This window comes from Stenotrophomonas sp. HMSC10F07, assembly GCF_001807895.1.
GTDB classification, from domain to species: Bacteria; Pseudomonadota; Gammaproteobacteria; order Xanthomonadales; family Xanthomonadaceae; genus Stenotrophomonas; species Stenotrophomonas sepilia.
In genome coordinates this window covers 1-24,729 of the sequence record NZ_KV791412.1, presented here as the reverse complement: position 1 = coordinate 24,729, position 24,729 = coordinate 1, and the positions used below count along the sequence as shown (strand labels likewise).

The 24,729-nt window shown below is 68.4% G+C and carries 20 protein-coding genes and 1 pseudogene; 7 read left to right on the top strand and 14 right to left on the bottom strand.

Translation table 11 applies throughout. From position 1 onward, the window contains the following. The 4 genes and pseudogenes from HMPREF3114_RS13595 to HMPREF3114_RS13580 form a co-directional block, all read right to left on the bottom strand. Nucleotides 1-557, bottom strand: a pseudogene (locus HMPREF3114_RS13595) (sporulation protein); the annotation flags it as partial. A gap of 21 nt (nucleotides 558-578) precedes the next feature. Beyond that, nucleotides 579-2,267, bottom strand: coding sequence for an arginine--tRNA ligase (argS, locus tag HMPREF3114_RS13590; RefSeq protein WP_005420518.1), 1,689 nt, complete (start codon nucleotides 2,265-2,267; stop codon nucleotides 579-581). A 114-nt stretch (nucleotides 2,268-2,381) separates the two neighbouring features. Beyond that, complete coding sequence (radC, locus tag HMPREF3114_RS13585; protein ID WP_014035697.1) at nucleotides 2,382-3,086, bottom strand: RadC family protein; 705 nt, start codon at nucleotides 3,084-3,086, stop codon at nucleotides 2,382-2,384. 70 nt (nucleotides 3,087-3,156) lie between these two features. Then, nucleotides 3,157-3,783, bottom strand: coding sequence for a response regulator (locus HMPREF3114_RS13580; RefSeq protein ID WP_005420514.1), 627 nt, complete (start codon nucleotides 3,781-3,783; stop codon nucleotides 3,157-3,159). Between the two features lie 199 nt (nucleotides 3,784-3,982). Between HMPREF3114_RS13580 and coaBC the strand changes: the two genes are divergently transcribed. The 3 genes from coaBC to HMPREF3114_RS13565 are packed head-to-tail and all read left to right on the top strand — an operon-like array spanning nucleotide 3,983 to nucleotide 8,103. Further along, entirely contained in the window at nucleotides 3,983-5,272 is a 1,290-nt protein-coding gene (coaBC, locus tag HMPREF3114_RS13575) for a bifunctional phosphopantothenoylcysteine decarboxylase/phosphopantothenate--cysteine ligase CoaBC (RefSeq protein ID WP_005420512.1), read from the top strand. Further along, a complete protein-coding gene (dut, locus tag HMPREF3114_RS13570) occupies nucleotides 5,269-5,742 on the top strand; it encodes a dUTP diphosphatase (RefSeq protein WP_005420510.1) in 474 nt (157 codons plus the stop codon). The genes coaBC and dut overlap by 4 nt, the downstream gene beginning before the upstream one ends. Before the next feature lie 12 nt (nucleotides 5,743-5,754). Then, entirely contained in the window at nucleotides 5,755-8,103 is a 2,349-nt protein-coding gene (locus HMPREF3114_RS13565; protein WP_053499476.1) for a phosphomannomutase/phosphoglucomutase, read from the top strand. 78 nt (nucleotides 8,104-8,181) lie between these two features. Here the strand turns inward: HMPREF3114_RS13565 and HMPREF3114_RS13560 are convergent, their stop codons facing one another. The 8 genes from HMPREF3114_RS13560 to pyrE all read right to left on the bottom strand — a co-directional run bounded on the left by HMPREF3114_RS13560 (nucleotide 8,182) and on the right by pyrE (nucleotide 17,680). Beyond that, entirely contained in the window at nucleotides 8,182-8,895 is a 714-nt protein-coding gene (locus tag HMPREF3114_RS13560; RefSeq protein WP_070489915.1) for a response regulator transcription factor, read from the bottom strand. After that, nucleotides 8,876-11,536, bottom strand: a complete 2,661-nt coding sequence (locus HMPREF3114_RS13555) for a sensor histidine kinase (protein ID WP_053500336.1) — start codon at nucleotides 11,534-11,536, stop codon at nucleotides 8,876-8,878. Before HMPREF3114_RS13555 ends, HMPREF3114_RS13560 begins: the two co-directional genes overlap by 20 nt. 51 nt (nucleotides 11,537-11,587) lie before the next feature. Then, nucleotides 11,588-12,238, bottom strand: coding sequence for a potassium-transporting ATPase subunit KdpC (gene kdpC, locus HMPREF3114_RS13550; protein ID WP_053500335.1), 651 nt, complete (start codon nucleotides 12,236-12,238; stop codon nucleotides 11,588-11,590). Beyond that, nucleotides 12,235-14,292, bottom strand: a complete 2,058-nt coding sequence (kdpB, locus tag HMPREF3114_RS13545) for a potassium-transporting ATPase subunit KdpB (RefSeq protein WP_053500333.1) — start codon at nucleotides 14,290-14,292, stop codon at nucleotides 12,235-12,237. Before kdpB ends, kdpC begins: the two co-directional genes overlap by 4 nt. Nucleotides 14,293-14,302: 10 nt before the next feature. Next, entirely contained in the window at nucleotides 14,303-16,012 is a 1,710-nt protein-coding gene (kdpA, locus tag HMPREF3114_RS13540; RefSeq protein ID WP_053500329.1) for a potassium-transporting ATPase subunit KdpA, read from the bottom strand. Nucleotides 16,013-16,024: 12 nt separating this feature from the next. Next, entirely contained in the window at nucleotides 16,025-16,117 is a 93-nt protein-coding gene (locus tag HMPREF3114_RS13535; protein ID WP_005407770.1) for a potassium-transporting ATPase subunit F, read from the bottom strand. A gap of 221 nt (nucleotides 16,118-16,338) precedes the next feature. After that, the gene (locus HMPREF3114_RS13530) at nucleotides 16,339-17,001 is read right to left on the bottom strand and encodes a hypothetical protein (protein ID WP_005420473.1); all 663 of its coding nucleotides are present in this window, start codon (nucleotides 16,999-17,001) and stop codon (nucleotides 16,339-16,341) included. Between the two features lie 19 nt (nucleotides 17,002-17,020). After that, nucleotides 17,021-17,680, bottom strand: coding sequence for an orotate phosphoribosyltransferase (pyrE, locus tag HMPREF3114_RS13525; protein WP_005420471.1), 660 nt, complete (start codon nucleotides 17,678-17,680; stop codon nucleotides 17,021-17,023). A gap of 161 nt (nucleotides 17,681-17,841) precedes the next feature. Between pyrE and HMPREF3114_RS13520 the strand changes: the two genes are divergently transcribed. The 3 genes from HMPREF3114_RS13520 to HMPREF3114_RS13510 all read left to right on the top strand — a co-directional run bounded on the left by HMPREF3114_RS13520 (nucleotide 17,842) and on the right by HMPREF3114_RS13510 (nucleotide 20,252). Further along, a complete protein-coding gene (locus HMPREF3114_RS13520) occupies nucleotides 17,842-18,642 on the top strand; it encodes an exodeoxyribonuclease III (protein WP_005420469.1) in 801 nt (266 codons plus the stop codon). Continuing rightward, on the top strand, nucleotides 18,639-19,943 hold the full coding sequence (locus HMPREF3114_RS13515) for an AmpG family muropeptide MFS transporter (protein WP_053500327.1): 1,305 nt from the start codon (nucleotides 18,639-18,641) through the stop codon (nucleotides 19,941-19,943). Before HMPREF3114_RS13520 ends, HMPREF3114_RS13515 begins: the two co-directional genes overlap by 4 nt. A 78-nt stretch (nucleotides 19,944-20,021) precedes the next feature. Then, entirely contained in the window at nucleotides 20,022-20,252 is a 231-nt protein-coding gene (locus HMPREF3114_RS13510) for a hypothetical protein (protein ID WP_005420465.1), read from the top strand. 68 nt (nucleotides 20,253-20,320) lie between these two features. Here the strand turns inward: HMPREF3114_RS13510 and HMPREF3114_RS13505 are convergent, their stop codons facing one another. Beyond that, nucleotides 20,321-21,448 (bottom strand): anhydro-N-acetylmuramic acid kinase, encoded by a 1,128-nt coding sequence (locus tag HMPREF3114_RS13505; protein WP_053500325.1) that lies wholly within the window; start codon nucleotides 21,446-21,448, stop codon nucleotides 20,321-20,323. Between the two features lie 65 nt (nucleotides 21,449-21,513). Then, nucleotides 21,514-22,986, bottom strand: coding sequence for a M23 family metallopeptidase (locus HMPREF3114_RS13500; protein WP_053500323.1), 1,473 nt, complete (start codon nucleotides 22,984-22,986; stop codon nucleotides 21,514-21,516). A 167-nt stretch (nucleotides 22,987-23,153) separates the two neighbouring features. Between HMPREF3114_RS13500 and tyrS the strand changes: the two genes are divergently transcribed. Beyond that, nucleotides 23,154-24,365, top strand: a complete 1,212-nt coding sequence (gene tyrS / locus HMPREF3114_RS13495) for a tyrosine--tRNA ligase (protein WP_005420460.1) — start codon at nucleotides 23,154-23,156, stop codon at nucleotides 24,363-24,365. Nucleotides 24,366-24,729 lie beyond the last annotated feature (364 nt).

The window sequence follows — 24,729 nt, the reverse complement described above, 5'->3', positions numbered from 1 at the left end:
GACGGGGTTGCCGCGGCCGGGCGCTCGCTCAGCGGTGCCGGCAACGGACGGTTGGTCGCGGTTACCGGCGCGGTGCTTGCGACGCTGGCCGTTGCGGTCGGTGCCGGCGTGGCCGTACTGGCCGGCGGTACCGGCTTGCCCTCCAGCGCGGCCTGCGCGCGCGACGCTTCGGCCTTGGCCCGGCGCTGATCCTCGGCGCGCGCGCTGGCGGCCAGTTCGGCGTCGGACATTTCCACTTCCTTGCCCGGCAGCAGGGTGTAGAAGTCGTACTGCGTCGCGGCGGGCTTCTCCGGTTCGGCCGGCTTCGACGTGGCCGGCTGCGCGGCCGGCTGGCTGCCGACATCGCTGTCGGCATCAGCGACCGGGGCCGGCTGCGCGTTCGGGTTCGGCTGCGGACCGGCACGCAGGAAGCCATCGCCTTCGCCCTTGAACAGGTTCGGCGCCGCCAGGAACACCACGGCGGCGATCGCCACACCGGCCACCAGCCACACCCATCCGGGGGTGCCCTGGCTGCTGCTGTTGCGTCGTGCCTGGGTTTTGCCGCGTCGTGCTGCCATGTGTACTGCGTCTCCTGATGCTTACATTTTTTCCGGGGCACTCACGCCCAGGAGTTCGAGGCCGTTGGCCAGCACCTGGCGCGCCGCGCAGGCCAGGGTCAGCTTGGCGTTGCGATCGGTGGCGTCGTCCACCAGCACCGGCGTCCCGTGATACCACGTGTGGAAGGCATGCGCCAATTCACGCAGGTACTGCGCCACCAGGTGCGGCTCCAGCGCCACGCCGGCCGCTTCCACCACTTCCGGATACCGCGAGATCTCGTTCATCAGCCCCAGCGAGGCATCGTCGGCCAGGCGGCCCAGATTGGCCAGGCCATTGCCCTGCTCGTACACAAGGCCCTTTTCCTGGGCCTGGCGCAGCAGGCTGCAGACGCGGGCGTGCGCGTACTGCACGTAGAACACCGGATTGTCGTTGCTCTGCTGGCGGGCCAGGTCGATGTCGAAGGTCAGCTGCGAATCGGGCTTGCGCGCGATCAGGAACCAGCGGGTCGCATCGCGGCCGGCCTCCTCGATCAGGTCGCGCAGGGTGAAATAGCTGCCGGCACGCTTGGACAGCTTCACTTCCTCGCCGCCGCGCATGACGGTGACCATCTGGTGCAGCACGTATTCCGGCCAGCCCTGCGGGATGCCCACTTCCAGCGCCTGCAGGCCGGCGCGTACGCGCGCCAGCGAGCCGTGGTGATCGGCACCCAGTTCGGTGATCGCGCGCTCGTAGCCGCGCTGCCACTTGGACAGGTGGTAGGCCACGTCCGGTACGAAGTAGGTGAAGGTGCCGTCGGACTTGCGCATCACGCGGTCCTTGTCGTCACCGAAATCGGTGCTGCGCAGCCACAACGCGCCGCCTTCCTCGTAGGTGTGCCCGGAGGCCTGCAGCTTGGCCACGGCCTCGGCGACCTTGCCATCGGCGTACAGCGAGCTTTCCAGGAAGTAGATGTCGAAGTCGACGCCGAAGGCGGCCAGGTCCAGGTTCTGCTCGTTGCGCAGGTAGGCCACGGCGAAGCGACGGATCGCCTGCATGTCGTCCGGGTCCTTGGCGCCGACCACCAGCGTGCCTTCCAGGTCAACGCTGGCGCCGGCCATGTAGGCGCGGGCAACATCGGCGATGTACTCACCGCGGTAGCCGCCTTCCGGCCAGCCTTCCTGGTCCGGCGCAATGCCCTTCACGCGGGCCTGCACCGACAGCGCCAGGTTCTCGATCTGTACGCCGGCGTCGTTGTAGTAGAACTCGCGCTTGGCGTTCCAGCCGTTGGCGTCGAGCACGCGGGCCACGCAGTCGCCGATCGCCGCCGCGCGGCCATGGCCGACATGCAGCGGGCCGGTCGGGTTGGCCGACACGTACTCTACGCCCACCGTGCGGCCATTGCCGGACAGGTTGCGGCCGTAGTCGTGGGCTTCCTTGATGACCGACGCGGCTTCGCGCTGGTATGCAGCCGGAGCCAGGTGGAAGTTGATGAAGCCGGGGCCGGCGATCTCGACCTTGCTGACGTCCTCGCTGCGCGGAAGCGCCTCGACCAGCGCCTGAGCCAGTGCGCGCGGATTGCTGCGCGCGGCCTTGGCCAGCAGCATCGCGGCGTTGGTGGCGAAGTCGCCATGGTCACGGGTCTTCGGGCGCTCGACCACGAAGTCCGGCGGCAGGGAGTCGGCGGGCAGGGTGCCATTGGCGCGCAAGGCTTCGATGCCTTGGCTGATCAGGGCGCGGAGGAGATTTTTCACGAGGCCTGCTGTGAGAATGAGCGGCGGAATCGCCCATTTTAGCGCAGATACCCGCGCCCACGCTGACCAGAACATGCCTGTGGGGGGGATCTGCCCGGCCCTGGTCAGGCCCGCTCAGCCGAACAGGCGTGGCTGGGGCGGGGACAGCAGGCCCCGTTCAGCAAATGAAACGGGGCGGCCTTCGCCGACCACGAAGTGGTCCAGCAGGCGTACGTCCACCAGTGCCAGCGCCTGCTGCAGTTCATCGGTGATCCGGGTATCGGCGCCGGAGGGTTCCGGGTCGCCGGAGGGGTGGTTGTGGCTGAGGATCACCGCTGCCGCATTGTGCAGCAGGGCTCGCCGCACCACCTCGCGGGGGTAGACCGGGGCGGCATTGATGGTGCCCTGGAACAGTTCCTCGCAGGCGATCAGCCGGTGGCGGTTGTCCAGGAACAGCGCCATGAAGATCTCGCGGGCCTGGCCGCGCAGGCGGTGCTGCAGGTAGCGGCCGACCGCGGCTGGGTTGTTGCCGACCGCCTCGCCCTGCTGAAGCTCGGCGGCCAGGTAGCGATGGGCCAGTTCCAGGCCGGCGGCCAGGGCACAGCTTCGTGCCGGCCCCAGCCCCGGCAACCGGGCCAGCTCGCGGGCCGGGCGGTCCAGCAGCACGCGCAGGGGGCCATGCGCCTGCAACAGGTCGCGGGCGGTCTGCACCGCGTCGCGTCCACCGAAGCCAGAGCCGAGGAACAGCGCCAGCAGCTCTGCGTCGGACAACGTGGCGGGGCCGCGGGCGATCAGCTTCTCGCGGGGACGTTCCTGCTCGGGCCAGTCATGGATGGGCATGCCTGCATCATCGCCAGCGCGGGTAATGCGTCCCATCAGGGCAGGGCGCACGCCCGGGTAGGCTGTTGCCTCAGTCGCGTCGCGACTGCAGATAGGCGAACAGCTCCTGGTTGTTCTGCAGCCCCAGCTTGCGCTTGGCTTCGGCCTTCTGCCGGCTGATCGTTTTCGGGCTGCGGCCGCAGTGGACGGCGATGGCGTTCACTTTCAGCCCGGCGGCCAACAGGTCCAGCACTTCCTGTTCGCGGGCCGACAGCGCCGCCGGTTCACGCGCGAACATCAGGTCGCGCGCCTGCAGGTGATGGCGCAACTGCTGCGAGACGAACACCTGCCCGGCCATGGCTGCGTTCAGGGCCTGCGGCAACTCGCCGAAATCGGCGCACTTGTCGACCAGGCCACTGACACCTTCACGCAGCAGGCCATCGAGCAGGCCGGGGTGACGGGCGCCGGTGAGCACCACCACGGGCAGGCCCGGGTGGCGTGCGCGCAGCTCAGCGATCAGTTCCGGGCCATCCGGGCCGGTACCCGGCATGGAGAGGTCGGTCAGCACCGCGTCGCAGCCGTGGTGCACGACCAGCTGCAGCAGCTGGGCGCCGTCACGCGCGCTGCCGACGACCTCCATCAGATGGGTCTGCAGCACGATGCGGATGCCGTGCAGGACGACGGGATGGTCGTCGGCGATGATGATGCGCGGGTGCACGCGGGATCCTCGAAAAGCGAAGCGGCACACCAGCGGTGGCCACTGACGATTCTGCAAACGTGGCCGGCCTACAGGTATAGGAAAGTTCCGAATCGCGGTGTCTTGAACCCCGGAAGCGTTGTGGTGCAAGTCCCATCTGCTGATAGCCGCCCGCTATGTGCGCTGTGCACCGGGACATTACCGACCATCGGGTAAGCTAATGCCCTCGTTTGCACAGGAATTCCAGGTGGCTGACTCCCCCAACGCTTCCCCCGCGCCGGCCCGCGCGCTGGAAGGCCAGAAACTGCTGTTGTGCGTCGGAGGCGGGATCGCGGCCTACAAGGCCCTGGAGCTGGTGCGGCGCCTGCGTGACGCGGGCGCCCAGGTGCAGGTGGCGATGACCGCCGGCGCCCAGCAGTTCGTCACCCCCCTCAGCTTCCAGGCCCTGTCCGGGCAGCCGACCCGCACCACGCTGTGGGACAGCGCCGCCGAGCAGGCCATGGGCCACATCGAGCTGGCCCGCTGGGCCGACCGCATCGTGGTCGCGCCGGGTACCGCCGATCTGCTGGCGCGGCTGGCCCAGGGCCATGCCGATGACCTGGTCAGCACCCTGTGTCTGGCCAGCACCGCACCGCTGACGATCTGCCCGGCAATGAACCACCGGATGTGGCTGCATCCGGCTACCCAGGCCAACATCGCCCTGCTGCGCCAGCGCGGTGCGCAGGTGATCGGCCCGGTCGATGGCCCGCTGGCCGAAGGTGAATCCGGCCCCGGTCGGCTGGCCGAACCGGGCGACATCGTGGCCGCGCTGGCGACCAATGGCGGGGTCGTTGCGACGGTTGCCGCGCCGGAAACCCGTGCCCTGCAGGGGTTGCGCCTGCTGATCAGTGCCGGCCCGACCTACGAAGACATCGATCCGGTGCGCTACGTCGGCAACCGCAGCAGCGGCAAGATGGGCTTCGCCCTGGCCGCCGCCGCCGCCGCGCTGGGCGCGCAGGTGGTGCTGGTCAGTGGCCCGGTACAGCTGCCGACGCCGCCGGGCGTGCAGCGCATCGATGTGCGCTCGGCCGCGCAGATGCGCGATGCCGTACTGAAGTCGCTGCCCGCCGACATCTATATCGGTGCCGCCGCAGTGTCCGACTACACCCCGCGCCAGGTCGCCGCGCAGAAGCTGAAGAAGACCGCCGACAGCCAGTCGCTGGTGATCGAGCTGGTGCGCACGCCGGACATCCTGGCCGAAGTCGCCGCGCAGACGCAGTCGCTGAAGCTGGTGGTCGGCTTTGCCGCCGAGACCCATGACGTGGAGAAATATGCTCGCGGCAAGCTGATCGACAAGCGCCTGGACCTGGTGATCGCCAACCAGGTCGGCATCAGTGGCGGTGGTTTCGAGAGCGACAACAATGCCGCCACGGCCTTCTGGCAGGACGGTGAACAGGTATTCCCGGCCACCTCCAAGCGCGAACTGGCCGAACAACTGCTGGCGCTGATCGCGCGGAGACTCCAGGCATGACCCAGGCATCCCTTTCCCAACCGCTGCAGGTCAAGCTGCTCGATCCGCGCTTCGGCGACAGCTGGCCGCTGCCGGCCTACGCCACCGAAGCCAGCGCCGGCATGGACCTGCGCGCGGCGCTGGATACCGCGCTGACCCTGCAGCCGGGCGACACCGCGCTGGTGCCCAGCGGCCTGGCCATCCACATTGCCGACCCGAACCTGTGCGCGGTGATCCTGCCGCGTTCCGGGCTGGGCCATCGGCATGGCATCGTGCTGGGCAACGGCACCGGCCTGATCGATGCCGACTACCAGGGGCCGCTGCTGATCAGCGTCTGGAACCGTGGCCGCGAGGCCTTCACCATCGAGCCCGGCGATCGCATCGCGCAGCTGGTGGTGGTTCCGATTGCCCGCGTCAGCCTGCAGGTGGTGGATACTTTCACCGACAGCGTGCGGGGCACGGGTGGATTCGGCCATACCGGGGTGCGTTGACAGGGGACATCGATGAGCGGCATCGGGGAAGGACAGCGGGGACGGTCGTTGGGTCGCAGTGCACCACTACTGGGGGTGCTGTTGATCCTGTTGGCCGGCTGGTTCGGATGGAGCGCGGTGCAGCAATGGCGGCAGGAGGCCAACGGGCAGGCGCTGGAAGAAGCGCGTGACCAGGCTGTGCAGGGCCTGCAGCAGGCCGCTGCAGGCCAGTTGCAGCAGCTGCAGCAGCAGTTGAAGAACGATCGCGTGCAGCAGGCGCTGCAGGCCGGCGATGCCGCTGCGGCGGCGCTGGCCGTGCGCGAGAGCTGGACCGGAGTTGAGCAGGTCGAGGTGCTGACGGCCGATCTGGCCAACGCCTATGCCGATCCGGCCACCTTCGGGTATGCACGCCTGGCCCTGCTGGAAGCCGCGCTGGCCGAGGCCAGGCCCAGCCTGCGCGTGGTCCGCGACGGCGGCGGCAATCGCCTGGGCCTGGCCGCGCCGGTGCAGCTGGGCAGCTTGGGGCCGGCCGTGATCTATGTGCGCCAACCGCTGCTGCGGCTGACCTCGCCGCTGGACCAGGTGCGCGCGCCGTCCGCCGGCTTCCTTGGCCTGCGCCAGGGCGGCTTCGATCTGGTCACCCAGGGCGACGCGGGCCTGGCCGAAAGTGCGGAAGCCCTTGCGCGCCCGGTTGCAGGCACACCGTTGCGGCTGGTCGCGTCGGTGCCGAATGTCGACGCCGGTCCGCTGGGCCTGGGCGCGCTGGCCAGCGCCATTGTGGCGTTGCTGCTGGCGTTCATTGCCGTGTTGCTGGTGGTGGGACGTGACCGACTGCCGAAGTCGCTGCCCTTGCCGCGCCGCGCCGCAGCGTCCGAGGCCGACCATGGCCCGACCCTGAGCGAGAGCCTGCAGCAGGCGCCGCCACCCGAGGCCGCTGTGACCGGCAGTGGCGATGCCGCGCCACCGCCGCCACCGCCAGTGCCCGCTGAAGAGCTGGCCGCCGGCATCTTCCGTGCTTATGACATCCGCGGCGTGGTGGGCAGTGAACTGACACCGAAGACCGCGGCGCTGATCGGCCAGGCCATCGGCACCGTGGCACTGGAGCAGGGCCTGCGCGAGGTGGTGATCGGTCGCGATGGCCGCCTGTCCGGCCCGGAACTGGCCGCAGGGTTGGCCGAGGGCCTGAGGCGCGCCGGTTGCGCGGTGATCGACATCGGCCTGGCACCGACTCCGGTCGTGTACTACGCCGCCTTCCATCTGCGTACCGGCACCTGCGTGGCAGTCACCGGCAGTCATAACCCGCCCGAGTACAACGGCTTCAAGGTGGTCATCGGCGGCGAGACGCTGTCCGGCGATGCCATCACCGATCTTTACCAGCGCATCGTCGAGGGCCGCCTGGTGCAGGCCGCCGAGCCGGGCGACTACCAGCAGCGCGATGTCAGTGCCGACTACATCCAGCGCATCGCCGATGACGTGCAGCTGGACCGTCCGCTGAAGGTCGTGGCCGATGCCGGCAATGGCGTGGCCGGCGCACTGGCGCCGCAGCTGCTGGAAGCGATCGGCGCCGACGTCATCCCGCTGTACTGCGATGTCGACGGTACCTTCCCCAACCATCATCCCGACCCGAGCGAACCGGCCAACCTGGAAGACCTGGTGCAGACGGTCAAGCGCTTTGGCGCCGATCTCGGCGTTGCCTTCGATGGCGACGGCGACCGGCTGGGCGTGGTGACCGGCGAAGGCCGGATCATCTACGCCGATCGCCTGCTGATGCTGTTTGCTGCCGATGTGTTGATGCGCAATCCGGGCGCGATGGTGATCTACGACGTGAAGTGCACCGGCAAGCTGTCCGACCACGTGTTGCGCAACGGTGGCAGCCCGCTGATGTGGAAGACCGGGCATTCGCTGATGAAGGCGAAGATGCGCGAGACCGATGCCGAGCTGGCCGGCGAGATGAGCGGCCACTTCTTCTTCAAGGAACGCTGGTTCGGTTTCGACGACGGTCTGTACGCCGCTGCGCGATTGCTGGAGATCCTGGCCCAGCGCGAGGAAACGCCGGGCGAGGTGCTGGGCGAGCTGCCGGAAATGGTCGCCACGCCGGAGCTGAAGGTACCGGTGGCCGACGGGACGCCGCATGCCTTGGTGGCGATGCTGGTGGCGGCGGCGCAGTCCCCGGACAACCCGTATGTGGGTGGCCGCCTGTCGACCATCGACGGGCTGCGCGTGGACTTCGCCGATGGCTGGGGCCTGGTGCGTGCCTCCAATACCACGCCGGTGCTGGTGCTGCGCTTCGAAGGCAACGACGAGGCGGCACTGGAACGCATCCAGGCCCTGTTCCGCAGCCAGCTGCAACCAGTGCTGGGCGACACCCCGCTGGGGTTCTGACCGATCCTGGTGGGTGCCGACCGTTGGTCGGCACGCCTTGCCCGCTCTTGGTAGGTGTCGACCTTGGTCGACACACCCTCACCCCTTGAACCGCAACCCCACGCCCGGCTCGGTGAACAGGTAGCGCGAATCCAGCGCCGAATCGCCCAGCTTGTGCCGCAGCTTGCCGACCAGGATGCGCAGGTAGTGGGTGTCGTGCTGGTGGGTCGGCCCCCAGATCTCCTGCAGGATCTGCGGCTGGGTCACCACCCGTCCGGCATTGCGCAGCAGCAGCGACAGCAGCGCGTATTCCTTGCGGGTCAACGCCACCGGCTCACCCTGCAGGGCGACTTCGCGACGCACCAGGTCCACGTGCAGGTGGCCATCGTCGAATACCGGCGGTATGCCATCGGTCGGCACGCTGCGCGTGCGCAACAGCGCCCGCACGCGCGCCATCAGTTCCTGCGTGCCGAACGGCTTGGTCACGTAGTCGTTGGCGCCGGTATCCAGTGCGCGCACCTTCTCGGCTTCGCCGGCGCGCACGGTCAGCATGATCACCGGCACCTGGCTCCACTGGCGCAGCTGTTCCAGGACCTCGTGGCCTTCCATGTCCGGCAGGCCGATATCCAGGATCACCAGGTCCATGTCCTCGCTGGCGGCCAGCTGCAGGCCTTCCTGGCCGGTGGCGGCCTGCCGCACCTGGTAGCCCTGCGCGCGCAGGCTGATGTCCAGGAACCGGCGGATCTGGGTTTCATCATCGATCACCAGCACGCGTGCGGCCGGCACGCTGGCATCAATCGGGGTCGGGCTCATCGTGGGAGGCTGGCTTGAGCAGGGGCAGGGTGATGCGGATCAGGGTACCGCGACCGTCGCGTCCGGGCAGCGCCTGCACGCTGCCGCCATGTGCGCCGATCATGCCCTGGCAGATGGTCAGGCCCAGGCCGGTGCCGTGGCGGCCTCGGTCACCGCGCTCGACGCTGTAGAACATGTCGAAGATGCGCGCGCGCTCGTCATCGGGAATGCCGGGGCCGGCGTCGATCACGTCGATGCGCAGCTGGCCGTCCAGCTCGCGCGCCTGTACCTGCACGGCGGCGTCGGGCGGCGAGAACTTGGCCGCGTTCTCCATCACGTTGAACACGGCCTGTTCGACCAGCGCCGGGTGCACCCAGATCGGTGCCAGCGTGGCTGGAATGTCCAGCTCCAGCCGCACCTTTGGCTGGTAGCGCTGCAGGCGCCGTGCCGCCGAGCCGATCAGCTCGTCCACGCCGATCCAGTCGCGGTTGATCTTCAGCCCTTCGTGGCCGAGCCGGGTCATGTCCAGCAGGTTCTGGATGTAGCGGTCCAGCCGTTCGCCCTCGACCAGGATGGTGTCCAGCAGGGCGCGGCGATCAGCGGTATCCATCGCTGCACCGTAGCTGGCCAGGCTGTCGGCCGACCCGATCATCGCCGCCAGCGGCGAGCGCAGGTCGTGCGACACCGAGGAGAGCAGGGCCGAGCGCAGCCGCTCGGTCTCGTTGCTGACGTGCGCCTGCTCCAGTTCCGCCACCAGCCGCGTGCGCAGCGCGGCCTGGGCGATGTCATCGACCATCGCTTCGGCCAGCTGCCGCTGCTCGGGCAGCAGGCGCGCCTGTGCGCCGGGCAGGTACAGGCCGGCCACGCCGATCGCACGGTCTTCGCCGTCCAGCAGCGGCAGGAACCACCATTGCGCGCCGGCCAGGGTATCGGTGAAACGCCCGCTGGGCTGGCCGTGGCGCAGCGCCCAGTCGGCGGCAGCCAGGTCGGTATCGCCGGGCTGGCTGCGGCCGCCGGCGGCGGTATCGGTGCCGATCCGCAGCCACGCCGGCACGTCCAGGGCCTGCTCCAGCGCATGCCGGCCCGCCTGTGCCACCTCGCCGTTGCCGGCCGCGCTGGCCAGCTGGCGTCCCAGCTGCTGGCGCGCGCGCGCATGGCGGTTGGCCGCACGCAGCGCGATGACCTGCATGCGCAGGCGCGAGGCCAGGCGCCCGGCCACCAGTGCCGCGGCCAGGAACAGGAAAACGGTGATCACGCCCTGGCGTGCACCGATGGCGAAGGTGAAGCGCGGCGCGATGAACAGGAAGTTGTAGGCGAGGAAACACAGGATCGCGGCCATCACCGCCACGCTGGCGCGCGTGCGTGCAGCCACCAGTACCACCGCGACGATGAACACCATCGACAGGTCGGCCATGCCCACCCAGTGTTCGGCCAGCCACGCCACCGCACAGGCCAATGCGGTCGCGATCAGGGCTTGTGCAGGCTCGTAGCTGATGCCGCGCATCGGCGGCAGCAGGCTCTCGCGGCGCGAGCGTGCGCGTGCCTGCGGCGTGCTGATGATGGTGATCTCGTAATGCGCGCCACGCTGGATCAGCTGCTGGGTCAGGGTGCGGTTGAACATCCGTGCCAGTGGACGTTCGCGGGTACGGCCCAGCACCAGGGTCGACACGCCGTTGTGTGCGGCATGGTCGAGCAGGGCATCGGCAATGCTCGATCCATGCAGCAGTTCGGCGTCGCCGCCCAGCCGCCTTGCCAGCGCAAAGGCCGCATCGATCTCGCGCCGGGTCGCCTCGTCCTGGCGCCGGCCCTGCACGGTCACTACCGTCCACGGCGCGTCACGGCGCTCTGCGATGCGCCGCGCCACGCGCACCAGGTATTCGCTCTGGCCGCCCCCGTCGATGGCCACCAGAACGCCGCGACGCAGGGGCAGATTGCCTTCGCCACGCGCGGCGCGGGTTTCGCGCAGGCTGCTGTCGACGCGGTCGGCGGCTTCCTGCATCGCCAGTTCGCGCAGCGCGGTCAGGTTGGCCGGTGAGAAGAACGCCTGCAGTGCCTGCGCGGCCTGTTCCGGCACATAGACCTTGCCCTGCTGCAGGCGCGCGATCAGTTCGCGCGGCGGTAGATCGACCAGCACGATGTCGTGCAGGCGGTCGAGCACGCCGTCGGGCACGGTCTCGCTGACGCGCACGCCGGTGATCCGCATCACCACGTCGTTGAGGCTTTCCAGATGCTGGATGTTGACCGTGGTCCAGACGTCGATGCCGGCGTCCAGCAGCTCCATCACATCCTGCCAGCGCCGCTCATGACGGCTGCCGGGCGCATTGCGATGGGCCAGTTCATCCACCAGCACCAGCGCTGGATGCCGTGCGAGCACTGCATCCAGGTCCATCTCCTGCAGGGCATGGCCGTGGTAGGCCACGTCCTTCAGCGGCAGCTGCGGCAGGCCCTCCAGCAGGGCCTGGGTATCGGTGCGTCCATGGGTTTCCACCAGGCCCACCACCAGGTCGACGCCGCGGCGCAGCTGTTCCTGCGCGCGGGTCAGCATGGCGTAGGTCTTGCCCACGCCCGGCGCCGCACCGAGGAACACGGTCAGCTTGCCGCCGGCTTCACGTTGCAGGCCTTCAACCAGGGCATCGGCCTGGCGGGTACGTGCATCAGTCATGAGGGCCGCTGTCATGGCCACCATTGTGCGCGCAGCAGGTGCAGCCCAGCATCACGGCGCCTTGGCCGCATGGTCCAGCGCGAAGTTCAGCGTCACCACGTTCACCCGTGGCTGCCCGAACAGGCCCCACTGGCGCCCTTCGGTATGCGCCTGCACCAGTGCCTGCACGCGCTCCACCGGCAGGCCACGGGCACGCGCCACGCGTGCTACCTGCAGCTGCGCCGCCGCCGGCGACAGCTGCGGATCCAGTCCGCCGGCGGACTGGGTGACCAGGTCCGCTGGCACCTGCGCCGGGGCGACACCTTCGCGCGCGGCCACCGCAGCGGTGCTGGCGGCAACACGTTCGGCCAACGCCGGGTTGCTGCGCGCCAGGTTGGAACCGGCCGCGGCCATCGGGTCGTAGTTGGCCGCCGACGGACGCGCCTGGAAGTAGCCGTCAGCGGTGAACGGCTGCGCCAGCCAGGCCGAGCCGCGCACCTGGCCGCTGCCATCGCGCAGCAGGCTGCCTTCGGCCTGGGTCGGGTAGGCCAGCCCGGCAAAGCCGGTGGCGATGCCGGCATAGACCGCGCCGGCCAGCAGCAGGGTGGCCAGGCCCAGGCCGATCGCCGGGCGCCAGCAGGCGCCGTCCTGCAGGCTGGCCACGCGGGCCTCGGCCTTGGCGTCGCCCGGAAGGGAAGATGAGGTGGAAGCAGAACGGTTCATGCGCCGAATACCAGGACAAGAAGGAGGTCAATCGCCTTGATCGCTGCGAACGGCAGCAGCACGCCGCCGAGGCCGTACACCAGCATGTTCCGGCGCAGCAGTGCGGTGGCGGTGGCCGGGCGGAAGCGCACGCCACGCAGGGCGAGCGGGATCAGCGCGGGAATCACCAGGGCGTTGAAGATCAGCGCCGCCAGCACCGCGTTGCGCGGGCTCGACAGCTGCATCACGTTCAGTGCGGCCATGGTCGGAACGGCCACGGCGAACAGCGCCGGCAGGATCGCGAAGTACTTGGACACGTCGTTGGCCAGCGAGAAGGTGGTCAGCGCGCCGCGGGTGATCAGCTGCTGCTTGCCCACTTCCACCACCGACAGCAGCTTGGCCGGGTCCGAATCGAGGTCGACCATGTTGCCGGCCTCCTTCGCCGCCTGCGTGCCGGAGTTCATCGCCAGGCCGATGTCGGCCTGGGCCAGCGCGGGAGCATCGTTGGTGCCATCGCCCACCATCGCCACCAGTCGGCCACCGGCCTGTTCCTGGCGGATGCGTGCCAGCTTGTCTTCCGGACGGGCCTCGGCGATGTAGTCGTCGACGCCAGCCTCGGCGGCAATGGCTGCTGCCGTCAGCGGGTTGTCGCCGGTGATCATCACCGTACGGATGCCCATCGCCCGCAGCTGCGCGAACTTCTCGCGCATGCCGTGCTTGACCACGTCCGACAGCTCGATCACGCCCAGCACGTGGCGACCCTCGGCCACCACCAGCGGGGTGGCGCCATTGCGCGCGACCTGCTCGACGCGGCCGGCCAGTTCAGCCGGCACGTTGCCGCCCAGCGCCTGCACGTGGGCGCGTATCGCATCGGCAGCGCCCTTGCGGATCTGCCGCCCATGTTCCAGATCCACGCCGGACATCCGGGTCTGGGCACTGAAGGCCAGGTAGTCGGCATGGTCTGGCTCGGCGGTGGCGCAGCCCTGTTCGCGCGCCAGGCGCACGATCGACTTGCCTTCCGGGGTCGGGTCGGCCAGCGAGGACAGCAGTGCCGCCTCGCGCAGCTGGCTGGCATCGATGCCGGCCAGCGGATGGAAGTGGCTGGCCTGGCGGTCGCCGTAGGTGATGGTGCCGGTCTTGTCCAGCAGCAGCACGTCGACGTCGCCGGCCACTTCCACCGCCTTGCCCGACTTGGCCAGCACGTTGGCGGCCAGCGCACGGTTCATGCCGGCGATGCCGATGGCCGGCAGCAGGCCGCCAATGGTGGTCGGGATCAGGCACACCAGCAGCGCGATCAGCAGCAGCGGATCGACCTTGACGCCGACGGCTGCACCAATGGCCGGCAACGTGGCCACCACCACCAGGAAGGTCAGCGTCATCGCCGCCAGCAGCAGGGTCAGCGCGATCTCGTTGGGGGTCTTCTGGCGGTTGGCACCTTCCACCAGCGCGATCATCCGGTCCAGGAAGCTGTGGCCCGGCTCGGCGGTCACCCGCACGATGATCTGGTCGGACAGCACCTTGGTGCCACCGATCACACCGGAACGGTCGGTACCTGCCTCGCGCAGCACCGGTGCCGATTCGCCGGTCACCGCCGCTTCGTTGATGGTGGCCAGGCCCTGCACGATCTCGCCATCGGCCGGCACCAGCTCACCGGCACTGACGATCACATGGTCGCCCGGGCGCAGTTCGGCGGCCGGCACCTGGGCTTCTGCGGCACCCGGCTGCGGCGCCGCCAGCCGGCGTGCCACCAGGTCCTGGCGGGCACGGCGCAGTGACGCGGCCTGGCCACGGCCACGCGCCTCGGCCACTGCTTCGGCGAAATTGCCGAACAACACGGTCACCAGCAGGATCGCGGTCACTGCCAGGCCGAAGCCCAGCGGCGCATTGCCGGTCAGTGTGACGATGGCCGCGACGATCGTGCCGGCCATCACCACCGCCATCACCGGGCTGCGCACCAGGTGCATCGGCGAGAGCTTGCGTACTGCTTCGACCAGCGCACGGCGCAGGCCGGCGCCATCAAGCAGCGCAGGGCGCGGGGCAAGGGAACTACGGGTGGAACTTGCGTGGGTACTCATCGGGGTGTCCTTAGTGCAGTCCCAGGCTGAGGTGGTCGGCGATCGGGCCGAGTACCAGCGCCGGCATGAACTGCAGCACGGTCAGGATGACGATCACCGAGACCAGGGTCAGGGCGAAGGTCGGGGTTTCGATCTGCAGGCTGCCGGCAGACTCCGGCGCCTGGCGCTTGGCGGCCAGCTGTGCGGCCACCACCAGCGGGATGATCAGCAGCGGGAAGCGGCCCAGCAGCAGCACCAGCGAGCAGCTCAGGTTCCACCACAGCGTGGCGTCGCCCAGCCCCTCGAAGCCCGAGCCGTTGTTGGCGTAGGCCGAGACGTACTCGTAGAACACCTGGCTGATGCCATGGAAGCCCGGGTTGGAGGTAGCGGCCAGCCCGGGCACGGCCAGGGTGATCGCGGTGAACACCAGCAGGGTGATCGGCTGCAGCAGCACCAGCAGGGCCAGCAGGCGTACCTGTGGCGTCTCCAGCTTGCGGCCGAACAGTTCCGGCGTACGTCCGGTCATCAACCCGGCCAGGAACACGCCCAGCAGCAGGTACACGATGAACTGCTGCAGGCCACAGCCGATGCCGCCCCAGATCGCGCTGACCAGCATGTTGACCATCGCGATGCCGCCACTCAGCGGCGCCAGCGAGTCATGCATGCCGTTGACCGACCCGTTGGAGACCTGGGTGGTCACCGCCGCCCACAGCGCCGTGCCGTCGGCGCCGAAGCGCACCTCCTTGCCTTCCATCAGCAGCGGCGTGGCGGCGCTGGCACTGTGCCCTTCGCTCCACACCATCGCGCCGGTGGACAGCAGCGACATGCCCAGCATGCAGCTGAACACCAGGGCGCCGAACCGGCGCCGGCCGGTGAACGCACCGATCATGAAGATCACCGCCATCGGCACCAGCAGGATGCCGACGATCTCCAGCGCGTTCGACAGCGGGGTCGGGTTCTCCAGCGGGAAGCTGCTGTTCGGGCCGTACCAGCCGCCACCGTTGGCGCCCAGCTGCTTGGCCGCGACCATCGCCGCCACCGGGCCCAGCGGCAGTTTCTGTCCGGTCATGCCGGCGCTGGCATCGATCGGCGTGGCCTGCGGGCCACCGGCCATCGTCGACGGCACGCCCTGGCTGGTCAGCAGCAGGGTCCACACCAGGCACAGCGGCAACAGGAAGCGCACGCACAGGCGCACCACGTCCACGTAGTAGTTGCCCACCGCCACCTGGCGGTCGTCGCCGGCACCGGTGGCCGCCGCAGCCTGCGGCGCACGCGAGAACAACGCGCGCAGCGTGGCCACAGCCAGCGCCAGGCCCATCATCGGTGTCACCACCTGCAGGCCGGTGATGCCGGTCATCTGTGAGAGGTAGGACAGCTGGGCCTGGCCCGAATAGTGCTGCTGGTTGGTGTTGGTCAGGAACGAGATCATCGTGTGCAGCGCGGTGTCCCAGCGCATGTTCGGGATCTGGTCCGGGTTCAACGGCAACCAGGCCTGGGTCATGAACACCGCCTGGGTCAATACGGCGATCACTACGTTGCTCAGCACGAAGGCCAGCACGTAGCCGCGCCAGGACATCGCGCGCGAGGGATCGACGCCGAACACCTTGTACAACGGCTTTTCGATCCAGTTGAACAGCACGTCGGCCTTCATCGGCGTGCCGCGCATCACGCGCGCCAGGTACAGGCCCAGCGGCCACGCCAACAACAGGCTGGCGGCAATAATCACAAGCATCTCGGTCATGGCAGGCTCCGCTCAGAACGACTCGGGCCGCAGCACGACATAAAGGAGATAGGCGGCGGCGACCAGCACCAGCACGCCACACAACAACGACAGCCAGGGGGACATTGCAATAGCGTCCTGGTGGAACCCCTCCACCTCAGGCCGTCATCGTCGTCCTGCCGCCCATAAACGCACTACGCGCCGGACCGTGCCGACGCGTAAAGAGTGCATAAATTCCGTGGGCCAAGCCGTAACCAGGCGCCGCCCACTGTAGAGCCGGGCCCATGCTGGGCTGCTCTTTCCCAAGGCCACGCGGAGCCAAGCATGGGCTCGACCCTACAAGCGAATCACGGCGCCTGACTCGCTGGCGCCACGCCCTTCAGCTCGCGGTAGCGCTGCAGCGTGCTGTCGATCTCGGCCTTCAGCGCCTGCTGCTGCTGCAGGAACCCGGCCTGCAGGCGCTGCTGCGCCCGCAACTGCACGTGCCGCTGACGGATCGCCTCGGCCTGCTTGTCGGCCACCTTGCCACCGGCCAGTTCTCGGTCGCCAGCGGCCGACAACAGCGCTACCAGCGATTCGCGCAGGCTGGTGACGTTGTACTCGGCGGTCTTCAGGTTGTTGTCGAGCACTTCCTGGCGCTCGGCGAACACCCGGCGCAGGTCGTCCTCGCTGCCATAGGTGGACAGCATCGCCTGTTCGGTGCGCTGGCGGGTCTGCTCGGCCATCAGGTCCAGCTGCTGCTGCTGCGCCTCGGTGCTGGCCGCGGCGCGCTCTTCGTCGGTCAACGCGCGCTGGACCTGCGCATTGCGCAGGCCGCTCTTCGCGTTGAACTCCTCGCGGGCGTGATTGACCGCATCGGCTGGCAGCGAATCGCTGCAGATCCGCTCCTTGCCCTCGTTCCAGCAATACAGCTTCTTCTCCACTTTGCCGCCGTCGCGCGACTGCGCCGGCACGGTGGACGGCACGGCCAGCAGCAGGCCGGCAAAGAGAACGGCAGGAACTCGGGACATGACCTTTCCCCTGGGTCGGTCAGCGGATCGAACGGACGCCGTACTGGGCCCGGTAGGCTTCCAGCGGCTGGCGGTAACCCACAAGTTCCGGGTTGCCGGAGGCGAAATCAAGCAGATCGGCCAGCGACGCCACGGCGATCACCGGAATCCCGGCCTCTTCGGCCACCGACTGCGCCGCCGAGCGGCGGTCGGTTTCCGAGGCGATCTCCTGGCGGTCCAGGGCTACCACGATGCCGGCCGGGGTGCCGCCGGCAGCGCGGATGATGCCCAGCGCTTCGCGGATCGCGGTACCGGCGGTGATCACGTCGTCGACGATCAGCACGCGCTTGCCATTCATGTCGGCGCCGATCAGCTGGCCGCCTTCGCCGTGGTCCTTGGCTTCCTTGCGGTTGAACGACAGCGGCAGGTCGCGGCCGCGCTGGGCCAGCTCGCAGGCCATCGCGGTGGCCAGCGGAATGCCCTTGTAGGCCGGGCCGAACACCACGTCGTACTTGATCCCGCTGGCATCGATGGCATCGGCATAGCAGGCGCCGAGCTGGGACAGCAGCGAACCGGAGTCGAAACGGCCGGCGTTGAAGAAATAGGGGCTCAGCCGGCCGGACTTGAGGGTGAACTGGCCGAAGCGCAGGGCGTCGGCAGTCAGGGCCAGCTGCAGGAAACGGTGGCGGTGGTCGCTCATCAAAACTCGATTCATCTTCATTTGGAGCACAAATCCTAATCCAGCTGGGCGTTTCGCGCTCGTCCGGCCCCGCGTGAAGGCTGTCGCGGCGCTGCCTGGCGGACTGCGCAGCCCCACGGGCAACCGGTATGCTTGCCCGGTTTCCCGCCGCAGGTCCCCGCATGCGCATCATCAGTTTCAACGCCAATGGCATCCGTTCCGCCGCGACCAAGGGCTTCCTGGACTGGTTCCGTGCCCAGGACGCCGACGTCCTGTGCATCCAGGAAACCAAGGCCCAGGAAGACCAGCTGACCGACCCGATGTTCCGTCCGGATGGCCATCACTGCTTCTACCGCGACGCCATCACCAAGAAGGGCTACAGCGGTGTGGCGATCTACAGCAAGCGCGAGCCGGACCAGGTCATCACCTCGCTGGGCTGGGCCCCGTTCGACGACGAAGGCCGCTACATCGAGGCGCGCTACGGCAATCTCAGCGTGGTCTCTTTCTATATTCCCTCCGGCAGCTCGGGTGACCTGCGCCAGGGCTTCAAGTTCGAAGTGATGGAATGGCTGCGCCCGATCCTGGAGGAGTGGGCGCGCAGCGGCCGCGACTACGTGCTGTGCGGCGACTGGAACATCGTGCGTTCGGCGCTGGACATCAAGAACTGGAAGTCCAACCAGAAGAATTCCGGCTGCCTGCCGGAGGAGCGCGACTGGCTCAACGCCCTCTGCGCCGACCATGGCCAGGCCACCGATGTCGCCGCCGGCCGCGGTTGGGCCGATGCCTACCGCCTGCTCAATCCCACCGGCGAGGATTACACCTGGTGGAGCAACCGCGGCGCCGCCCGCGCCAACAACGTCGGTTGGCGCATCGACTACCAGTTCATCACGCCGGGCCTGCGCGACAAACTGCGTAGCTGTTCGATCTACCGCGACGAGCGCTTCTCCGACCACGCCCCGTTCACCGTGGACTACGACCTGTGACCGAGGCCGCCACGCCGGTCAGCTACAAGGGCTGGGCAGGCATCAAGCGCGCCTTCGGTACCCCGTCGGCGCTGACCATGGCCATGCTTGGCTTCGGCAGTGGCCTGCCGTTCCTGCTGATCGCTTCGCAGACGCTGTCCACGCGCCTGCGCGACGTCGGCCTGGACCTGGGCAGCATCGGCCTGATCAGCCTGGCCAGCTTCTTCTACCTGCTCAAGTTCCTGTGGGCGCCGCTGCTGGACCGCTATGCATTTCCGCTGCTGGGCGCGCTCGGCCGCCGCCGTTCGTGGCTGCTGGTATCGCAGGTGCTGGTGCTGGTCGGCCTGGTCGCACTGGCCTTCGTGCGGCCGGAAGAGGGCGTCTGGCCACTGGTGATGTGGGTGCTGGTGGCGTCGTTCGCTGGCGCCACCCAGGACTCAGCGGTCGATGCCTACCGTATCGAGATCGCTCCGCAGACCGCGCAGGCCGCGCTGGCGGCCACCTATACGCTGGGCTACCGGATCGGCCTGATCCTGGCCGGTGCCGGCGCGCTGTACCTGGCGCAGTTCGAAGGCTGGATCGTCGCCTACCTGGCGATGGCCGCGCTGATGCTGCTGCCGATCGTCACTACCCTGCTGTGCGCCGAACCGGAGCGCCCGGCCACGGCGGTGCAGCGTCGCATCGATATCGCCGAAGCCTTCGTCCAGCCCATCTCCAGCTTCTTCAGCCGTAATGGCGTGGCGTTGGCCCTGGTGCTGCTGGCCTTCGTCGGCCTGTTCAAGTTCCCCGATCAGGTGATCGGCGTGATGGCCGGGCCGTTCTATCTCGATTCGGGGTTCGACAAGGCCGACATCGCCACCGTGTCCAAGCTGTTCGGTGTATGGATGGGGATCGGCGGTGCGTTCCTGGGGGGTATTGCGGTGGCCGCATTCGGCTTCCGGCGCATGCTGCTGGTGGCCGCACTGGGCGTGGCGATGTCCAACCTCGCCTTCCTGCTGATGGCGCACAACCCAGGCAAGCTGTGGGCGTTCTATGCCGCGCTCAGTGCCGACAACCTGTTCCAGGGGTTCGCCGGCACCGTGCTGGTGGCCTTCATGTCGTCGCTGACCGACCGCAACTTCACCGCCACGCAGTACGCGTTGCTGGTATCGCTGGCCAACCTGCCGGGCAAGTTCATCGGCGGTGTCTCCGGATACATCGTTGAAGCGACGTCCTACAGCACGTTCTTCATCCTCAGCTCGATCACTGTGGTGCCGACCCTGCTGCTGCTGGCCTGGCTGTGGCCGCGGATCGCCGACCGCGGGCCGCCGCCGGTCGCCTGATTGCCTGCCCGCCCGGACTGCGGGATCATCGCCCCCGACGCGCCGAGGGGGCGGTGCCTTGCGAACGGGGAAGTGAGCATGGCCGACGTTGTGCTGCGGGACCTGGACCCGCTGCTGCTGGAACGTATCCGACGTGTCGCGGTCGCCCGCGGCTGGACCCATGAACAGACCTGCGCCGCCTTGTTGGAGCAGGGCCTGTTCAGCAGTGAACTGGAGGTTCGCTCCGGCTTCGGCGATCCCGAAGTGGACGCCCTCTCCGATGCGATCGCCGCCCTGCAGGCCTTGCCCGCAGGGCAGGGCTTCGATTAGCGGCTTTGTAGAGCCGAGCCCACGCTCGGCTGCCCGGTGAATCCACGCCGTGCGTGGATGGCGCCACCTCACGCCAGGTGGATTGCCCCAAGGATCCGCGGCCCCTTCGCTCCGGTCACGCTCGGCAGGTTGCCGGCCAGCCCGTCCATCGTCCGCTGCGCCAGCCAGGCGAATCCCATCGCCTCCACGTACTCCGGGTCCAGCCCATGCACCGCGCTGGACTCCACCTGCACCTCCGGCAGCCGCGCCGCCAGCCGCTTCATCAGCTGCCGGTTGCGTACGCCGCCGCCACAGACCAGCAGGCGCCGGGTCTGCGGCTGCTGCGCCAGCAGCGCATCGGCCACGGTTGCCACGGTCAGCTCCAGCAGCGTGGCCTGCACATCGGTGGCGGCGTACTGGCCTTCCCCCATGTGCGCCTCGGCCCAGGCCAGGTGGAACTGCTCGCGCCCGGTGCTCTTCGGCGGCGGCAGCGCGAACCACGGGTCCGAACGCCAGCCGGCCAGCAGGCCCTCGTCCACCGCGCCACTGGCGGCATACGCGCCATCGGCATCGAAGGTACGGCCGGTGTGGCGCTGGCACCAGGCATCCATCAGCGCGTTGGCCGGGCCGGTATCGAAGCCGCGCACCGCGCCTTCGCGCGGGATCAGGGTCAGGTTGGCGATGCCGCCCAGGTTGAGCACCGCGCGGTCTTCATCGGCGGCACCCAGCATGCCCAGGTGGAAAGCCGGCATCAGCGGCGCACCATGCCCCCCGGCCGCTACGTCGCGACGGCGGAAGTCGGATACTGTGGTGATTCCGGTCAGTTCGGCGATGCGGTTGCCGTCGCCCAGCTGCACAGTGAACGCCGGATCGGCCAGCGGGCGGTGTCGCACGGTCTGGCCGTGCGAGCCGATCGCGCGCACCTGGCTGCGGTCCACGCCGGCTTCGGCCAGCAGCTGGTTGGCGGCCTCGGCGAAGTTGATCGCAATCCGCGCGTCCAGTTCGCCCAGCTCCTCCAGCGAATCCAACGGGCCACCTTCGCCCAGCGCCACCAGCCGCGCGCGCAGCACCGGTTCCCAGCGTGCGGTCAGGCCGTGCACGAAGCGGCAGCCACCGCCCGCGGGAAACTGCACCAGCGCGGCGTCGATGCCGTCGGCGCTGGTGCCCGACATCAGGCCAAGATACAGGGGGGCGTCAGCGTCGGCAGTAGTGTTCATGGCAGGCACAAAAAAAGGACGCGGCAAGCTTGGGCTGCCGCGTCCTTGCTCGTCAACGCAGGGGCTCAGCCGCGCTTGCGGCCGGTCGCCTGCTTGTCCTTGGCGCTGGCCACCTCGGCGGCGGCCTCGTCGCGGCTGGTCGGTGCCGGGCTGGCATCGGCGTAGATCAGCTTCTCCATGCCCTGGATGCGGGCCATCGCTGGCGCGGTCTGCGCGCGGAAGGCGACCAGCTCGGCGCCCTTCAGCGGCTCCGGCGGCGGCATGGTCACGGTCAGCGGGTTGCGGTGCTCGCCGTTGACGCGGAATTCGTAGTGCAGGTGCGGCCCGGTCGCCAGGCCGGTCGAGCCGACATAGCCGATCACCGTGCCCTGGGCCACGCGCTGGCCGGTCCTGATGTTCGCAAAGCGCGACATGTGGCCGTACAGGGTGGTGTGGCCTCGACCGTGGTCGAGGATCACCACATTGCCGTAGCCGCGCTGCACGCCCGCGAACTGCACGCGGGCATCGCCGGCGGCCATGATCGGCGTGCCGGTACGCGCGGCGTAGTCCACGCCCTTGTGCATGCGCATCTTGCCCAGCACCGGGTGCTTGCGTGCGCCGAAGGTCGAGCTCAGCCGCGCGAACGGGATCGGCATGCGGATGAAGCTCTTCTTCAACGAACGGCCGTTGATGTCGTAGTACTCGGACTTGCCGTTGCGGTCGAAGCGGAAGCCGGAATAGGTCTTGCCCCCGGTGGTGAAGGTCGCCGCCAGGATCTTGCTGGTGTCCACCTTCTCGCCCTCGCGCCAGGTCTCGTCCATCACCACGCTGAAGCGGTCGCCCGGCTGCAGGTCCTTGGAGAAGTCGATGTCGTACTTGAAGATGTCGTCGGTCATCGTCGCGATCGCCGACGGCGACAGCCCGGCCCGGCGGGCCGCGGCATACAGCGAACTGGTGATCTCGCCGCTGGTGACCACGGTACGCGTGGAAGTCTCGCGCCGCGTCACCTTCTCCTTGATGTCATCGCCGGCCAGGCTCAGTTCCACCCGGTTGTCGGCGTCGCGATCGAAGCGGATGCTGCGCAGGTCGCCGGACAGCGGCATGTCGAAGGCGATCTCGGCGCCCGGGCGCAGCTTGGTCAGCGCCTCGCGCGCACCGGGGTGCTCCAGCACCCGGTGCAGGGTGGTGGCCGGAATGCCGGCTTTGTCGAACAGGTCGCTCAGGGTCTGGCCGCGCTGGATGCGCAGCACCTGCCAGCTGTCGCCCGGCACCTGCTGCTGGCGGGCCATGGTCAACGGCGGCAGCGGCAGCGCCAGGCTGGTGTGGCTGTCCGCGTAAGGCGCATCAATGGTGTGCGAGAAACCGGGGACGATCGTCGCCACCAGGGCGCCGATGGTCGCAAACAGGCTGGCGTGCATCCAATGGCGGCGGGTCCAGCGCTCATTGAAGGCGGCGGGAAGGTGTTGCCTGAGCTTCCGATGCAGGGCGTTGTCGTGCAGGACGTGAAGGCGTTCCTGGAAGCGCTGCTTGCGTGCGCGCCCTTGTTCGGAATTGTGCATCGGCGGTTTTTTCCTGGCGGCCCGGGAGCGCGGGCCTGATCGGCGGTTACCATAGACACCCGAGAAAACCGCGTCAAACCCTTGTGCCCATTGGCTTTTGTGAAGCCAATCGGGTTAACTTTGCTTTAACACCCCACACAAGAATCGGCGTTGCCGGGAGTAGTCACGTGTCCTCGATTGAAGAAGCCCTTGCCCTGATCGGCCGCGGTGCCGACGAGATCCTCAAGCTCGAGGATCTGCGTGCGCGCCTGCAGGAAGGCCGCCCGCTGCGGATCAAGGCCGGCTTCGACCCCACTGCGCCCGACCTGCACCTGGGCCACACGGTGCTGCTGAACAAGATGCGCCAGTTCCAGGACCTCGGCCACCAGGTCATTTTCCTGATCGGCGACTTCACCGGCATGATCGGCGATCCCTCGGGCAAGAGCCTGACCCGCAAGCCGCTCAGCCGCGATGACGTGCTGGCCAACGCCCGTACCTACGAGGAACAGGTGTTCAAGGTGCTCGACCGCAGCCGTACCGAAGTCCGCTTCAACTCGGAGTGGTTCGGCAAGATGGGCGCGGCCGACATGATCCGCCTGGCCGGCCAGCACACCGTGGCACGCATGCTCGAGCGCGACGACTTCGCCAAGCGCTATGCCGCCCAGCAGTCCATCGCCATCCATGAGTTCCTGTACCCGCTGGTGCAGGGCTACGACTCGGTGGCCCTGGAGGCCGACGTCGAGCTGGGCGGTACCGACCAGAAGTTCAACCTGCTGATGGGCCGTGGCCTGCAGGAACACCATGGCCAGAAGCCGCAGGTGGTGCTGACCATGCCGCTGCTGGAAGGCCTGGATGGCGTCAACAAGATGTCCAAGTCGCTGGGCAACTACATTGGTATCAGCGAGCCGGCCATCGACATCGTCACCAAGACCATGAAGGTGGACGACACCCTGATGTGGCGCTGGATCGAGCTGCTGTCCTTCGACATCAGCCAGGCCGAGGCCGTGCAGCTGCGCGAGCAGGTGGCCAATGGCGGCCTGAACCCGCGCGTGGTCAAGCTGCGCCTGGCGCGTGAGCTGGCGACCCGTTTCCACGACGCCGTGGCGGCAGAGCAGGCGATTGCCGGCTGGGAGGCGGCGGTGACCGGGCAGGGCGACATCACCCAGTTGCCGCTGCAGGATGTGGCGATCCCGGCCGAAGGCCTGCGTATTGCCGCGTTGCTGACGGCGGCCGGCCTGACCCCGAGCAACTCCGAAGCCAACCGCAAGCTCAAGGAGCGCGCGGTGAAGGTGGACGGTGAAGTGGTTGAAGACGGCCAGCAGGTGCTGCAGCCGGGCTTCGAAGGCCTGCTGCAGGTCGGCAAGCGCACCTTCGCCCGCGTGCGCCTGGTTGCTGGCTGAGAAGAAGGAAGGGCCGGCGCCAGCCGGCCCTTCCTTATGCTCTTGTAGAGCCAAGCCCACGCTTGGCTCATCTTCGCGGGAGCCTACCGCAGCGCGCCGGATGAACGGATGCAACATCCGGTGAAAAAAATCGCCACACCCCCTTCACAAATGATCGGAATGGGGACATACTTCTCCTCCCCCGTCGCAGGGGTCGCCACCAAGGGGCTTCAGCGACAACAGGGCGCCCACCACCGCCGAACGAGATGATCGAACGAAGGTGTTGACGGACTGAAAAAGTCTGGCATAATAGGCGGCTCGCTACGAAGGAAACTTCGTGGCACACGGGAGCGGCGCTGAGGCCACTTCCCCGGATCTTTGAAAG

What these genes read in the sequence shown, in the direction of transcription:
- HMPREF3114_RS13520 (WP_005420469.1), top strand. Translation starts at nt 17,842, where the DNA reads ATGCGCATCATCAGTTTCAACGCCAATGGCATCCGTTCCGCCGCGACC.
- dut (WP_005420510.1), top strand. Translation starts at nt 5,269, where the DNA reads ATGACCCAGGCATCCCTTTCCCAACCGCTGCAGGTCAAGCTGCTCGAT.
- HMPREF3114_RS13560 (WP_070489915.1), bottom strand. Translation starts at nt 8,895, where the DNA reads ATGAGCCCGACCCCGATTGATGCCAGCGTGCCGGCCGCACGCGTGCTG.
- radC (WP_014035697.1), bottom strand. Translation starts at nt 3,086, where the DNA reads ATGCCCATCCATGACTGGCCCGAGCAGGAACGTCCCCGCGAGAAGCTG.
- pyrE (WP_005420471.1), bottom strand. Translation starts at nt 17,680, where the DNA reads ATGAGCGACCACCGCCACCGTTTCCTGCAGCTGGCCCTGACTGCCGAC.
- HMPREF3114_RS13530 (WP_005420473.1), bottom strand. Translation starts at nt 17,001, where the DNA reads ATGTCCCGAGTTCCTGCCGTTCTCTTTGCCGGCCTGCTGCTGGCCGTG.
- coaBC (WP_005420512.1), top strand. Translation starts at nt 3,983, where the DNA reads ATGCCCTCGTTTGCACAGGAATTCCAGGTGGCTGACTCCCCCAACGCT.
- HMPREF3114_RS13505 (WP_053500325.1), bottom strand. Translation starts at nt 21,448, where the DNA reads ATGAACACTACTGCCGACGCTGACGCCCCCCTGTATCTTGGCCTGATG.
- kdpB (WP_053500333.1), bottom strand. Translation starts at nt 14,292, where the DNA reads ATGAGTACCCACGCAAGTTCCACCCGTAGTTCCCTTGCCCCGCGCCCT.
- kdpC (WP_053500335.1), bottom strand. Translation starts at nt 12,238, where the DNA reads ATGAACCGTTCTGCTTCCACCTCATCTTCCCTTCCGGGCGACGCCAAG.
- HMPREF3114_RS13510 (WP_005420465.1), top strand. Translation starts at nt 20,022, where the DNA reads ATGGCCGACGTTGTGCTGCGGGACCTGGACCCGCTGCTGCTGGAACGT.
- HMPREF3114_RS13565 (WP_053499476.1), top strand. Translation starts at nt 5,755, where the DNA reads ATGAGCGGCATCGGGGAAGGACAGCGGGGACGGTCGTTGGGTCGCAGT.
- HMPREF3114_RS13555 (WP_053500336.1), bottom strand. Translation starts at nt 11,536, where the DNA reads ATGACTGATGCACGTACCCGCCAGGCCGATGCCCTGGTTGAAGGCCTG.
- kdpA (WP_053500329.1), bottom strand. Translation starts at nt 16,012, where the DNA reads ATGACCGAGATGCTTGTGATTATTGCCGCCAGCCTGTTGTTGGCGTGG.
- HMPREF3114_RS13535 (WP_005407770.1), bottom strand. Translation starts at nt 16,117, where the DNA reads ATGTCCCCCTGGCTGTCGTTGTTGTGTGGCGTGCTGGTGCTGGTCGCC.
- HMPREF3114_RS13500 (WP_053500323.1), bottom strand. Translation starts at nt 22,986, where the DNA reads ATGCACAATTCCGAACAAGGGCGCGCACGCAAGCAGCGCTTCCAGGAA.